At 61.8% G+C, this 13845-nt stretch carries 13 protein-coding genes; 9 read left to right on the plus strand and 4 right to left on the minus strand.

Annotated features, from left to right (window positions below):
• Positions 1-30: 30 nt before the first annotated feature.
• The 3 genes from J2857_RS11605 to mepA form a co-directional block, all read right to left on the minus strand.
• Positions 31-1053, minus strand: coding sequence for a glucokinase (locus tag J2857_RS11605; RefSeq protein WP_210010345.1), 1023 nt, complete (start codon positions 1051-1053; stop codon positions 31-33).
• A gap of 8 nt (positions 1054-1061) precedes the next feature.
• On the minus strand, positions 1062-1442 hold the full coding sequence (locus J2857_RS11610; RefSeq protein ID WP_210010346.1) for a methylglyoxal synthase: 381 nt from the start codon (positions 1440-1442) through the stop codon (positions 1062-1064).
• 119 nt (positions 1443-1561) lie between these two features.
• Positions 1562-2617, minus strand: a complete 1056-nt coding sequence (gene mepA, locus J2857_RS11615) for a penicillin-insensitive murein endopeptidase (RefSeq protein WP_210010347.1) — start codon at positions 2615-2617, stop codon at positions 1562-1564.
• Between the two features lie 196 nt (positions 2618-2813).
• Between mepA and J2857_RS11620 the strand changes: the two genes are divergently transcribed.
• The 7 genes from J2857_RS11620 to pncB all read left to right on the plus strand — a co-directional run bounded on the left by J2857_RS11620 (position 2814) and on the right by pncB (position 11524).
• The gene (locus tag J2857_RS11620; RefSeq protein WP_210010348.1) at positions 2814-4652 is read left to right on the plus strand and encodes an extracellular solute-binding protein; all 1839 of its coding nucleotides are present in this window, start codon (positions 2814-2816) and stop codon (positions 4650-4652) included.
• A 145-nt stretch (positions 4653-4797) separates the two neighbouring features.
• A complete protein-coding gene (locus J2857_RS11625; protein ID WP_210010349.1) occupies positions 4798-5883 on the plus strand; it encodes a microcin C ABC transporter permease YejB in 1086 nt (361 codons plus the stop codon).
• Positions 5883-7031 carry an ABC transporter permease gene (locus J2857_RS11630; RefSeq protein WP_210010350.1) on the plus strand — a complete coding sequence of 383 codons (1149 nt, stop codon included), beginning with the start codon at positions 5883-5885 and terminating at the stop codon, positions 7029-7031. The genes J2857_RS11625 and J2857_RS11630 overlap by 1 nt, the downstream gene beginning before the upstream one ends.
• Positions 7032-7035: 4 nt before the next feature.
• The gene (locus tag J2857_RS11635; RefSeq protein WP_210010351.1) at positions 7036-8664 is read left to right on the plus strand and encodes an ABC transporter ATP-binding protein; all 1629 of its coding nucleotides are present in this window, start codon (positions 7036-7038) and stop codon (positions 8662-8664) included.
• 28 nt (positions 8665-8692) lie between these two features.
• Positions 8693-9643, plus strand: a complete 951-nt coding sequence (locus J2857_RS11640) for a 2-hydroxyacid dehydrogenase (RefSeq protein WP_210010352.1) — start codon at positions 8693-8695, stop codon at positions 9641-9643.
• Between the two features lie 80 nt (positions 9644-9723).
• On the plus strand, positions 9724-10053 hold the full coding sequence (locus J2857_RS11645; protein WP_210010353.1) for a hypothetical protein: 330 nt from the start codon (positions 9724-9726) through the stop codon (positions 10051-10053).
• A 166-nt stretch (positions 10054-10219) separates the two neighbouring features.
• Entirely contained in the window at positions 10220-11524 is a 1305-nt protein-coding gene (pncB, locus tag J2857_RS11650; protein WP_210010354.1) for a nicotinate phosphoribosyltransferase, read from the plus strand.
• A gap of 72 nt (positions 11525-11596) precedes the next feature.
• Here the strand turns inward: pncB and J2857_RS11655 are convergent, their stop codons facing one another.
• On the minus strand, positions 11597-11995 hold the full coding sequence (locus J2857_RS11655; RefSeq protein ID WP_210010355.1) for a DUF1236 domain-containing protein: 399 nt from the start codon (positions 11993-11995) through the stop codon (positions 11597-11599).
• Positions 11996-12278: 283 nt separating this feature from the next.
• On the opposite strand from J2857_RS11655, the gene J2857_RS11660 reads away from it, so the two are divergent.
• Positions 12279-12704 carry a response regulator gene (locus J2857_RS11660; protein WP_245363300.1) on the plus strand — a complete coding sequence of 142 codons (426 nt, stop codon included), beginning with the start codon at positions 12279-12281 and terminating at the stop codon, positions 12702-12704.
• Between the two features lie 115 nt (positions 12705-12819).
• Positions 12820-13827, plus strand: a complete 1008-nt coding sequence (locus tag J2857_RS11665) for an NAD-dependent epimerase/dehydratase family protein (RefSeq protein ID WP_210010356.1) — start codon at positions 12820-12822, stop codon at positions 13825-13827.
• Positions 13828-13845: the final 18 nt, after the last annotated feature.

The raw sequence follows: 13845 nt of genomic DNA on the forward strand, positions 1-13845 counted from the left end.
CGTTGCCCGCGACGAGGATATCGGTCCCCACTAGCGTTGCCAGCGGCGGCCATCCATCGAAAGGCCGTAGGCGGAAGGCGTGCGGGCAAAGCTTGCGAGCCCGGCGAGCGCCGCCTGCGGATGGGTCACCACGAAAGTGGGGATCGTGCCCATCAGCTCCGTATGCGGCGCCTTGTCCTCGAAGGCGGCGCGAAATTCCGGGCCTTTCAGCGCCGGAACGATCTTTTGCGAGATGCCGCCGGCGAGATAGACGCCGCCGCGCGCCATGAATATCAGCGCCATGTCGCCGGCGACCCGGCCGAGATAGGTGGCAAATAGCGAAAGCGTTTCGACGGCCTGGGAATTCGAACGGTTCAGGCCGTGGGCCGTGATATCCGCCGGATCGGAAAACGCTGGCTGCAGACCGTCGGCCGCGCAGACGGCCTGGTAGATGTTGACGACGCCGCGTCCGCTCAGGATTTCTTCCGCAGAAACGCGGCCCTCGATGCGCTTGAGGTGCGGAAAGATCTCGAAATCCCGTTCCGAGCGCGGGCCGACATCCACGTGTCCGCCTTCGCCGGGAACCGGAAACCACATGTGCCGGGCATAGACGAGGCCGGCGACGCCAAGCCCGGTGCCAGGACCGAGCACCACGCGCGACGCCATATGCGGCTCGTTGTTGGGCCCAAGCGTCTCGCGGTATTCGTCGGGCATGGCCGCGACGGCAAGCGCCTGGGCTTCGAAATCGTTGACGACCAGCACGTCCTCGAAGCCGAGATCGGCGATCATGCCTTTCGGCCGCACCACCCAGTCGCAATTGGTCAGATCGATCTCGTCGCCATCGATCGGCCCGGCGATGGCAAGGATCGCCGATCGCGGCTGCACCGAACTCGTGTCGAGCACGATCTTCTGGATAGCGTCGTCGATCGTCGCATAGTCGGCGGTGCGCACGTTTGGGAACGGCTTCGGTTCCGCGTAGGCGTCGAGAAGGATGGAGAAGCGGGCGTTGGTGCCGCCGATATCGCCGATCAGGATCGGAAAGGGCAGCTTGTCGGTCTTCATGGTATCGGCCATCGGGAAGCTTAGTCCTTCTGAAAGTCGATGAGTTTCTCGGCTGTAGCGCGGTTGAGCGCCATCGGTATGTCATAGACCGTTGCAAGCCGGGTCAGCGCCTTGACGTCGACATCGTGGGGAAGCGCGCTCAAGGGATCGATGAAGAAGATAAGCATGTCGACCTCACCGGTAGCGATCATCGCGCCGATCTGTTGGTCGCCGCCGAGCGGGCCGCTCTTCAGCCGCGTCACTTCGAGGCCGGGGCAGGCATCCTGAACCCGGCCGCCAGTCGTGCCGGTGGCGACGATGCGGAATCGCGAAAGCGCCACCTGGTGATGGCGGGCAAAATCCGCCATGTCGTCCTTCTTCTGGTCGTGCGCGATCAGCGCGATGCAGGGCTTGGCCGACATGATTGGGTATCCTCGCCAGAACGATATTCAATCGATTTGTGACGCGTTCTAGCGTGCCCTTTCGTTCTTGGAAAGGTGGCGGCAAGACCGGCGGTTTCGATTGCCGGCCTTATCCGGAACTATTGCAGCGGACGTGGCGTCGGGATCGGCATGTCATCGGAAGCCGGCGGCGGATCGTTGACGATCGCCTCGATAGTCTTTGCCGGTGCCGACGCGGCAGGCTGAGCCGTGTAAGCCACGGCGCTGCCGCCGAAGGTCGCGTCGTCTTCGGGGCGCGAGGGGGCGGCAAGCACGGCTGCGCAGGCTTTCGGCAGGTCAGAGAGCATGACCTGGCGAGGCTTGACCGGCTTCTTGTTCGGGTCCGGCTTGGGCGGCGGCGCCCACGGCTCCTTGCTGAACCACCAGGCAAGGGAATTGTCACAGCCGTCGCCCTTGGCGACCGGCGCCTGGCTCTGACAGCTCGCAGCGCCGGCGGGGCAGTGGATGCGGATATGGAAATGTTCGTCATGGCCGTAGATCGGCCGCACCTTGCCAAGCAGGCTTCGATCACCCGTCCAGGTCTCGCAAAGCTTCTTCTTGATGGCCGGGTTTACGAAGACCCGCTCCACCTGCGGATAGCTCGCCGCCTGCATGACGACCTTGGCGTGGGTGCTGGTCCAGCGGCTGGGATCGACGGTCAGGAATTTGCTCTTGTCGAGCATGGAGGTGAACGGCAGGCTTTCGCGTTGCTGCGCACTCAGAGGCTGGGCGGGCTTCGGCGTGAACCAGATATCGGCGTCGAGGCCGATCTGGTGCGAGGCATGGCCTGTGATCATCGGGCCGCCGCGCGGCTGGGAAATGTCGCCGACCAGGATGCCGGAACCCCAGCCGAGCCTTGCGGCATCGCCGGAGAACCGTTCGAGCAGTGCGATCATTTCGGGATTGCCCCAGCGGCGGTTGCGCGAGAGGCGCATCGCCTGCCAGGTCGGTCCGTCGGTCGGCAACGCCACGGCACCGGACATGCAGCCCTTCGCATAGAAACCGAGCGGTTCCGCCTCCGCCTTGCTGGGGAGCTTCACTGTACCGAAAAGCTGTTTCGCCGGCGTGCCTTCCTGCGCCGCCACCGGCCCTGTGAAGGCGCCGCAAAGGAAAGCGGTCACCGCCAGCTGCAAAATTGTACCCGAAATCGATCTCATGCCCATCCGCCGCAAATCACCTAATCGCCTCGAATCTACCGTGAAACAGGATTTTGGTGAAATGGAGATGGTGGAAACCCTGCCGATTTCCGAAAGATAAACGCCGGATAAAACGGATGTGAGCAGGGCACTCCTGTTTTTCGCCGCCTTTTGTCCTATGCTTCACCGCAACAAAGAAACTTACATGGGGTAATGCATGCTCTTGGCCCGCCTGAAGGTAGCTTTCGCGATCGCTCTCACTGCGGTGTCTCTCGGGACATCGGCGGCGACAGCCCAGGAACCGAAATGGCGGCATGGCATGGCCGTTGTCGGTGACCTCAAGCTGCCGGAAGACTTCAAGCAACTCCCCTATGTCGATCTGAATGCGCCGAAGGCCGGCGAACTGCGCCTCGGCGACGAAGGCACGTTCGACAATCTCAATCTGGTGATCGACCGGGGCGCCGTGGCTTCGGGTGTCAGCCTGATCTACGACACGCTCATGAAACGGTCGGAGGACGAAGTTTTCGGTACTTACGGCCTTTTGGCAGAGGCCGTGTCCTATCCCGACGACGTGTCTTCGGTGACGTTCCGGTTGCGGCAGGAGGCGAAATGGGCGGACGGCCAGCCGGTCACTCCGGAGGACGTGATCTTCAGCCTGGCGAAGCTGAAGGAGCACAGTGCCCTCTATTCCGGCTACTATCGGCACGTCACGGCTGCTGAAAAGACCGGCGATCGCGAAGTGACCTTCCGCTTCGACGAAAAGAACAACCGCGAACTGCCCTCGATCGTCGGCGATTTTCCGGTCCTGCCGAAGCACTGGTGGGAAGGCAAGGACGCGCAGGGCAACCAGCGCGATATTTCCCGCACCACCCTGGAGCCGCCGATTGGGTCCGGTCCTTACAAGATCGGCGCCGTTCAGCCCGGCTCCACCATCCGCTACGAACTGCGCGACGACTATTGGGGTAAGAACCTGCCGATCAATCTCGGCCAACATAACTTCCGGACGATCAGCTATACCTATTTTTCGGATGCCGACGTGGAATTCGAGGCGTTCCGGGCAGGCACGATCGACTATCGCCAGGAAAACAGTTCAAGCCGCTGGGTCACGCGTTATGATTTCGATGCGGTGAAGGACGGGCGGGTAACCAAGGAAGCGCTGACCAATCCCTTCAAGGCCGTCGGCGTCATGCAGGCTTTCGTGCCGAACATGCGGCGTGACATCTTCAAGGACGCGCGGGTTCGCGAAGCGCTGAACTATGCTTACGACTTCGAGGATCTCAACAAGAACCTTGCCTATGGCGGCCTGAAGCGGGTCGACAGCTTCTTCTGGGGCACCGAGCTTGCGTCCTCCGGCCTGCCGCAGGGAAAAGAGCTGGAGATCCTCAACGGATTGAAGGATAAGGTTCCGGCGAGGGTGTTCACCACTCCGTACACCAATCCCGTCGGCGGCGACCCGAACAAGGTGCGGGATAACCTGCGCACGGCCATCAGCCTGCTGAAGGAGGCCGGCTGGGAGCTGAAGGGCAACCGGATGGTCAATGCCAAGACCGGGCAACCCCTGGGCTTCGAAATTCTCTTGAGCAGCCAGTCGCAGGAACGCACCGTGATGCCCTATGTGACGAGTCTGAAGAAAATCGGCATCGACGCCCGGCTCCGGATAGTCGACGCGTCGCAATACATCAATCGCATCCGCAGCTTCGACTACGACATGATGTACGGGGTGTGGGCGCAGACCATGAATCCCGGCAACGAGCAGGCGGACTACTGGGGATCGGCATCCGTCAACCGGCCCGGATCACGCAACTATGCCGGCATTGCCGATCCGGCAGTGGATCAGCTCATCAACATGATCACCTTTGCTCAGAACCGGGAGGACCAGGTGGCCGCCGTCAAGGCGATGGACCGCGTGCTGCTCGCCAACCACTATGTGGTCCCGATGTTCTATTCCGGCGAAGCAAGGATCGCCTACTGGAACCGCATCACGCATCCGCAGAGACTTCCGGAATACAGCATCGGTTTCCCGGAGACCTGGTCGGCCAGAAACCCTGCGAAATAACGCAATAAGCGCGGACTTGCGCCGCCGACCGGCACCTGTTCCAAATGAACCCGCATGATTCGCACCGGAAAAGAGGAAAGAGCCATTTGATCGGCATTGGGATATGCGGTGAGACAAGCCCCGTGGCCGCGGGCAGGGAGCTCTGATGGGCGCCTATATTCTCCGCCGTCTTCTGCTGATGATACCGACGATCGTCGGTATCATGGCAATCTCCTTCCTCGTCGTGCAGTTCGCGCCGGGCGGCCCTGTCGAGCAGGTGATCGCTCAGATCCAGGGCCAGGATACCGGCGACCGGCTTTCCGGCGGTGGCGGCGACATGCTCCCGCAACAGGGCGGAGGCGAGGAAAGCCGTTACCGCGGCGCCCAGGGCCTTGACCCGGAGTTCATCGCCAAGCTGGAGAAGCAGTTCGGTTTCGACAAGCCGCCGGTAACGCGGTTCCTCGACATGATGTGGAACTACATCCGCTTCGATTTCGGCGAGAGCTTCTTCCGCAATACCTCGGTCCTCGATCTGATCATCGACAAGATGCCGGTGTCGATCTCGCTCGGTTTCTGGATCCTGATCGTCTCCTATCTGATCTCGATTCCCTTGGGTATCCGCAAGGCCGTCAAGGACGGCTCGACTTTCGACGTCTGGACCTCCGGGGTGATCATCATCGGTTATGCGGTGCCGAGCTTCCTGTTCGGCATCCTGCTGATCGTGCTTTTCGCCGGCGGCTCCTTCTTCGACTGGTTCCCCTTGCGCGGCTTGGTTTCGGATAATTTTTCCGAACTTTCCTGGTGGGAGAAGATCATCGACTATTTCTGGCACCTGACATTGCCGCTGATCGCCATGTCGCTGTCGGCCTTCGCCACCACCACGCTTTTGACCAAGAACTCGTTCATCGACGAGATCAAGAAACAGTACGTGACGACCGCCCGCGCTAAGGGCCTGAACGAGCGGCAGGTTCTTTACGGCCACGTCTTCCGCAATGCCATGCTGATCGTCATCGCCGGCTTTCCGGGCGCCTTCATCTCCGCCTTCTTCACCGGTTCGCTGCTGATCGAGAACATCTTTTCGCTGGATGGGCTGGGGCGCCTCGGTTACCTCGCCATCGTCAACCGCGATTACCCGATCGTCTTCGGCACGCTCTACATCTTCTCGCTGATGGGCCTGTTCGTCAGCCTGATTTCCGACCTGATCTATACCTGGATCGATCCGCGCATCGATTTCGAGCGGAGGGATGTCTGATGGAGGCGACCGCCGCAAAGACTTCCGTGCAGACGGCACCGCCGCAGAAGCGGCCCTGGATCTCGCCGACCAACCGCCGCCGGCTTGCCAATTTCCGCGCCAACAAGCGGGGTTACTGGTCGTTCTGGCTGTTCATGATCCTTTTCGTGCTCAGCCTGTTTGCGGAATTCATCGCCAACGACCGGCCGATCGTCGCTTCCTACAAGGGCGAGATCCTCTATCCGGTCCTGGTGGATTATCCGGAAGAGAAGTTCGGCGGCTTCCTGGCAACGACCGATTACCGCTCCGACTACATCCAGCAGGAAATCCAGGCAAACGGCTGGATGGTCTGGCCGCCGATCCGCTATTCCTACCAGACGGTCAATTCCAACATCCCCCATTCGGCGCCGACCGAACCCTTCTGGCTGATGGAAAAGGCGGATCGCTGCGCCGCTTATCCGCAGAAGGATCAGGACCCGAACTGCACCCTCGGCAACCTGAACTGGCTCGGCACCGACGACCAGGCCCGCGACGTGACCGCCCGCATGATCTACGGCTTCCGCATCTCGGTCCTGTTCGGCCTGGTGCTAACGATCTGCTCGGCGGTGATCGGTGTGACGGCCGGCGCGGTGCAGGGTTATTTCGGCGGATGGACGGATCTCTTGATGCAGCGGTTCATCGAGATCTGGTCGTCCATGCCGGTTCTCTACATCTTGCTGATTATCGCCTCGATCCTGCCGCCGGGATTCTTCATCCTGCTCGGTATCCTGCTGCTGTTCTCCTGGGTCGGCTTCGTCGGGGTGGTGCGCGCCGAATTTCTGCGGGCCCGCAATTTCGAATATGTCCGCGCCGCCCGCGCGCTCGGCGTCGGCAACTGGACGATCATGTCCCGGCACCTGCTGCCGAACGCCATGGTCGCGACGCTGACCTTCCTACCCTTCATCCTGTCGGGCTCGATCGCCACGCTGACCTCGCTCGACTTCCTGGGCTTCGGCCTGCCGGCAGGCTCTCCGTCTCTCGGCGAGATGATCTCGCAGGGAAAGAACAACCTGCAGGCGCCCTGGCTCGGCTTCACCGCCTTCTTCACCATGTCGATCATGCTGTCGCTGCTGATCTTTATCGGCGAGGCAGTGCGCGATGCCTTCGATCCCAGAAAGACGTTCGGGTGAGCCGATGACAGAGCCGCTTCTTTCCGTTCGCGATCTCTCCGTCGCCTTCCACCAGGGGGGCGACACGTCGATTGCCGTCGATAAGGTCTCGTTCGACATCCATCCCGGCGAGGTGATGGCGCTGGTGGGGGAATCCGGGTCCGGCAAGTCGGTGACGGCCAATTCCATCCTCAAGCTGCTGCCCTATCCGTCCGCCAGCCACCCCTCCGGCGAGATCCTGTTCGACGGAAAGGACATGTTGAAGGCGTCCGAGCCGGAACTGCGCCGCGTGCGCGGCAACGACGTTACGATGATCTTCCAGGAGCCGATGACCTCGCTCAATCCGCTTCATTCGATCGAAAAGCAGATCGGTGAAATCCTTGAGCTTCATCACGGAATCAACGGCCAGGCAGTGCGTATCCGCACGCTCGAACTCCTGAACCAGGTCGGCATACGCGAGCCGGAAAAGCGGTTGAAAGCCTATCCGCACGAACTGTCCGGCGGCCAGCGCCAGCGCGTGATGATCGCCATGGCGCTTGCCAACCGCCCGAAGCTGCTGATCGCCGACGAACCGACCACGGCGCTCGACGTCACCGTGCAGGCCCAGATTCTGGACCTCCTGCGTGGCCTGAAGGGCGAGCACGGCATGTCCATGCTGTTCATCACCCATGACCTCGGCATCGTCCGCAAGTTCGCCGATCGCGTCTGCGTCATGACCAAGGGCAAGATCGTCGAGACCGGCACGGTAGAGGAGGTCTTCACCAACCCGCAACACGCCTATACGCGCCATCTGCTCGCCTCCGAACCGCGCGGCGAGCCGCCGCCGGCCGATCCCTCGAAGCCGGTGGTGATGGAAGGCAAGGACATCCGTGTCTGGTTTCCGATCAAGGCGGGTTTCCTGCGCAAGGTGGTCGATCATGTGAAGGCGGTCGACGGCGTCGATCTCGAGCTGCGGGCCGGCGAGACGCTCGGCGTCGTCGGCGAATCCGGTTCCGGCAAGACGACGCTCGGCCTGGCGCTCGCAAGGCTCATTTCCTCCACGGGCCGCATCGCCTTCGTCGGAACGGATATCGACAAGTTCTCCTTCAAGGAGATGCGCCCGTTCCGCGACCGTCTTCAGGTGGTCTTCCAGGATCCCTATGGATCGCTGAGCCCCCGCATGTCGGTCGGCGATATCGTCGCCGAGGGGCTGAAGGTGCATGAGCGATCGCTCTCCGCCGATGGCCGCGACGAGCGCGTCGCCTGGGCCTTGAGCGAGGTCGGCCTCGACCCGGCGACCCGCTGGCGTTATCCGCATGAGTTTTCCGGCGGCCAGCGGCAGCGCATCGCGATCGCCCGCGCCATGGTCCTGAAACCGCGTTTCGTGATGCTCGACGAGCCGACGTCGGCGCTCGACATGACCGTCCAGGCGCAGGTCGTCGATCTCCTGCGCGACCTGCAGAAGAAGCACGATCTCGCCTATCTCTTCATCAGCCACGATCTGAAGGTCGTGAAGGCGCTCGCCAACCACGTCATCGTCATGCGGCTTGGCAGGGTAGTGGAAGAAGGTCCCGCAGACCAGATTTTCCAGGCGCCGAGAGAGGATTATACCCGTGCCCTGATGGCCGCCGCCTTCAATCTCGAAGCCGTCGAAATCGAAGCCATTAGTCAATAAACCTGAACTAGATCAAGGTCATCAGTCCATGCCTGCCAAACACACGGTCGTCGTCGATCTTAAATTCGAGCGCCGCGAGATCGATGCCGCACTCGCCAGCGCCTTCACCGGCCGCACCGTGTTGCACGCCTTCGATCCTGGCCTAGACATTTCCGAGGCCCGCTATGCGGTGATCTGGAAGCCGGAGCCGGATCTGTTCCAGCGGGCGCCGAAGCTGGAGGTCCTGTTTTCCGGCGGGGCCGGTGTCGACTATATCCTCACCATGCCTGGTCTGCCGGATATCCCGATCGTCCGTTTCGTGGATGAAAGCCTGACGACGCGGATGAGTGAATGGGTCGTGCTGCAGGCGCTGAGCCACCTGCGGCAGGTGCCCGCCTATCTCAGCCAGCAGCGGGAACGCAGGTGGCGTGAGCTCTCCCAACCGGAAGCCAAGGACCTGACCGTGGGTGTCATGGGCCTTGGCGTGCTCGGTCTGGATTCGGTCCGGAAGCTGGAGATCATGGGTTTCGATGTGATCGGCTGGTCGCGCGGCAAAAAGACCATCGAAGGCGTCGAAACCTTCGACGGCGGCGAGCTCGACGCTTTCCTCGCCCGCACGGATATTCTGGTCGGCCTCCTGCCGCTGACACCGGAGACGCGCGGCATTTTCAATGCCTCGCTGTTCGCAAAGCTTCGCCGGGGCGGCGCCCTGGGCAAACCGATCTTCATCAATGCCGGGCGCGGCGGCAGCCAGGTGGAGAACGATCTTGTTGCCGCGCTCGATAAGGGCGTTCTCGGCGGCGCATCGCTGGATGTCTTCGAGAAGGAGCCGCTCAGTGCAGATAGCCCGCTCTGGACGATGGACAACGTCATCATCACGCCGCACGCTGCTTCCGCGTCCGATGTGAGGGCGTTGTTCCGCAATGCGGAGACCCAGATGGAGCGCTACGAGGCTGGCGAAGGCCTGCAGCACGTCGTGGATCGCCGGGCGGGGTACTGAGCTTCCCGCCGGAACATTCGTATCCGCCGACCGTTTCTTGTGCATGAGCCGGGCATTCCGGCCGAACAAGGAGCGAAATCATGAACACTCGTTTCGATCCCGAGCAAGCCGAAACCCGTCATCCGAACCCGATCGGTTCGCCGCCGGTGGTGGAAACCGCCACGGAAGCGCGCCAGGGAAGCTGGGGTGCACCGGTGCTGAAGATGCTGATTGCCGGCCTCATCCTGGCAATGGTCGCCTGGGCCGGTGCCGAGTGGTACGGTCAAAGCACCGCACCGCCGCCCGAACAGACCGCCACGCCGCCAGCCGGAAGCACGACGCCCGCAAACCCGAATGCGCCGCCGACCGCCAATCCCGCGACACCGCCGGCCGCCACGCCGCCGGCAACCAATTCGCAGTCCGGCAACTGACATCCATCTTTCCTGATTTTTTCGGCCGCGATCTCTCGCGGCCGAATTGCGTCTGGACTTACTCTGCATTTTTTTCGATAAAAATGCCCGGAGGTTGATCAGCCGCTGCCTCCATACGCATCGAAATCGGCGGAGCCGGTCCGGAAGGGCCGGGGCAGGGGCAGGCATGACCAAGACCGATATCGCGAGCAGGGTTTACAATCACACCTGGAAGCTCGACCCGATCATCCGCAGTCTGATCGATACGGATTTCTACAAGCTCCTGATGCTGCAAATGATCTGGAAGCTCTATCCGGACGTGGACGCCACGTTCTCGCTGATCAACCGCACGACCAGCGTCAAGCTGGCGGAGGAGATCGACGAGGGCGCGCTGCGCGAGCAGCTCGACCATGCCCGCACGGTCGGCCTGTCGAAGAAGGAGATGATCTGGCTGGCGGGTAATACATTTTATGGCCGCAAGCAGATTTTCGAGCCCGAATTCCTGAACTGGCTGTCCACCTACAAGCTCCCGGAATACGAGCTTTCGAAGCGCGATGGCCAGTACGAACTGACCTTCCACGGCAAGTGGATGGAAACGACGCTCTGGGAAATTCCCGCCCTTGCGATCATCAACGAATTGCGCTCCCGCTCGGCGATGCGCTCGCTCGGTTTCTTCACGCTCGACGTTCTCTACGCGCGGGCCAAGGCCAAGATGTGGGAAAAGGTCGAGCGGCTGCAGGCATTGCCGGGCCTGCGCATCTCCGATTTCGGCACCCGCCGCCGTCACAGTTTCCTCTGGCAGCGCTGGTGCGTCGAGGCGCTCAAGGAAGGCATCGGCCCGGCGTTTACCGGCACCAGCAACGTCCTGCTCGCCATGGATTCCGATCTCGAAGCTGTGGGGACCAATGCACACGAACTGCCCATGGTGGCCGCGGCACTCGCCGAGACTGATGAGCAGCTGCGCGCCTCCCCTTACCAGGTCCTGAAGGACTGGAACCGCCTTTATGGGGGCAACCTGCTGATCGTCCTGCCGGACGCTTTCGGCACGGCTGCGTTCCTGCGCGATGCGCCGGACTGGGTGGCCGACTGGACCGGTTTCCGCCCTGACAGCGCGCCGCCGATCGAGGGCGGCGAAAAGATCATCGCCTGGTGGAAGAAGATGGGCCGCAACCCGAAGGAAAAGCTGCTGATCTTCTCCGACGGGCTGGACGTCGATGCGATCATCGATACCTACCGGCATTTCGAGGGCCGCGTGCGCATGAGCTTCGGCTGGGGCACCAACCTGACCAACGATTTCGCCGGTTGCGCCCCGCATGAGATCGCCGGCCTGATGCCGATCTCCATCGTCTGCAAGGTAAGCGAGGCGAATGGCCGCCCGGCGGTGAAACTCTCCGACAATCCGCGCAAGGCGACGGGAGATCCCGCCGAGGTCGAACGCTATCTCAAGTTTTTCGGTCAGGAAGATCGCATCGATCAGGTTGTCTTGGTCTGACCGGACTGCTGAAACGACAACAGGCCCCGCTGGAAGTAGGCGGAGCCTGTCTGCGATCGGCTTAAACCGCGCTTACCGGATGACCTGCACTACGGTGTGGGTCTGCGGATCGACGATCACGCGCTGATTGTTGACCACCGTATAGGCGTATTTCGGATTGCTGGGCACCGGGGTAACGACGACGTTCTGCGGGAGCGGCTTGCCGACGGCGATCGGCTGTTCGACGATCACGGACGTGGTCGGGGCGGGCTGTTCCTCGACGTAAGTGACGACTTCGCGCGGTGGCGGATCGATCGCGGTACCGGCTACGGCGCCGACGACCCCACCCACCGCGGCGCCGACGGGACCGCCGACGATGGCGCCGGTGATAGCTCCACCGGCAGCGCCGTTGACGGTGCCCTGCTGGGCTCCGGCCTGGGTTGCGAAGGAAGCGGCGAGAATGGCGCAGGATGCCAGAATGATCTTCTTCATGGGTCTTCTCCTCTTCTTTGAACTTCCAAAGGGCTAACCCACCAGTTTTTGAGTGGTTCCTGTCTGCCGGTCACCTTTCGTAAGTGTCTGAAATCTTGAGCGAGGAGGTCTTCTGGGATGCAGCGATGTTCCGCTTGTCAAAAAACAGCCGGCAACGCAGCCACCTCTGCTCCGGCAAATCAATCGGCCGAGCGTCCGTGCTGCGGCTTGACGCCAGGGATCTAGATCAAAAAATCGACATCGGACGCGCTGCTCCTATTGCCAACCAGCGATCGGAGTCTATTTGCCTCCTTCAGTCCGGGAGGATCTGCTGGTGGAATATCGTTTCCTGATCGTCGAAGACAGTTTGCTGGTCGCGATGGATATCGAGGACGCCATCCATCGAAGCGGCCATGACGTCGTCGGAATAGCACCCGACATGACGGTGGCGCTGAACTATACCCGTGACACCGATATCGCCTTCGTGGACGTACGGCTTGCCGATGGCGAGACTGGCCCCGAGATCGCCAAGGCGCTGGCGGAATACGGTATCGTGGTGATCATGATCACCGGCAATCCGGGGCTTGTGGCGGCGGGCGTCTCCGGTGTCCTCGGCGTGATGGCAAAGCCGCTGACCGACCAGGCCTCGATGGACCTCATCCAGTTCGCCGTCGATCGCAAGAACGGCCGGCCGGGTGTGCCGCCGGCGCGTCTGCGGCTCTTTCACTGAGAGGCGGCCGCTGAGGGGCGGCTTGATATCCTGCGGTTCAAATAACTTCTGCCCCTGAGATGACAGGGCCGGATATCCGCGCTATGGGATCGCCCAGAGCGACAGCGGGTCATACATGCGTTACTTCATCACCGGAACGGCAGGCTTCATTGGTTTCCATTTGGCGCGACGCCTGCTGGAGGATGGCCACGAGGTTCTGGGCTTCGACGGGATGACGCCCTACTATAGCCTGCGCCTCAAGGAAGCCCGCAATGCCGGACTAGCGCAGTTCCCTGCCTTCCGCCCGGTCATTGGCATGCTGGAAGACAAGTCGCTGCTCGACAAGTCGGTGGAGGACTTCAAGCCGGATGTGTTGATCCACCTCGCCGCCCAGGCCGGCGTGCGCTACAGCCTCGAAAACCCCAAGGCCTATCTCGATTCCAATCTCATCGGTTCCTGGAATATTCTGGAGATTGCCCGCAACTATGGGGTCGGCCACCTGATGCTCGCTTCGACGTCGTCGGTCTACGGCGCCAATCCGGATATTCCTTTCCGCGAAAGCGACCGGGCTGACGAGCCTTTGACCTTCTATGCGGCGAGCAAGAAGGCCATGGAATTGATGGCGCACAGCTATGCCCATCTCTACAAGATGCCGATTACCGCCTTCCGTTTCTTCACGGTCTACGGCCCCTGGGGCCGGCCGGACATGGCGCTCTTCAAATTCGTCAAGGCGATGATCGAGGATCGCGAGATCGAAATCTACGGCGAAGGCAAGATGAGCCGCGATTTCACCTATATCGACGACCTCGTGAATTCGATCATCGATCTGTCCAAGGTCTATCCGGGCGAGGATAATCGCGTCGCGGACATCGATACGCTCTCCCATCAGGCGCCGTTCCGCGTCGTCAATATCGGCGGCGGCCAGCCCTCGGGTCTCATCGACTTCGTCGAGACGATCGAACGGATCATGGGAAAACCGGCCAGGCGCAGGATGCTGCCGATGCAGAAGGGCGACGTGCCGAGAACCTTCGCCAGCCCCGATCTCCTGGTGGCGCTCACCGGCCGCAAGCCGGAGATCGGGCTCGAAGAAGGCGTCAAGGCCTTCGTCCAATGGTATCTCGACCACCGCCACGAGATCGGCTGAGCCGATCCTCGCTCCAGC

It is taken from the genome of Neorhizobium galegae, assembly GCF_017877055.1.
Classification (GTDB): Bacteria; Pseudomonadota; Alphaproteobacteria; order Rhizobiales; family Rhizobiaceae; genus Neorhizobium; species Neorhizobium galegae_D.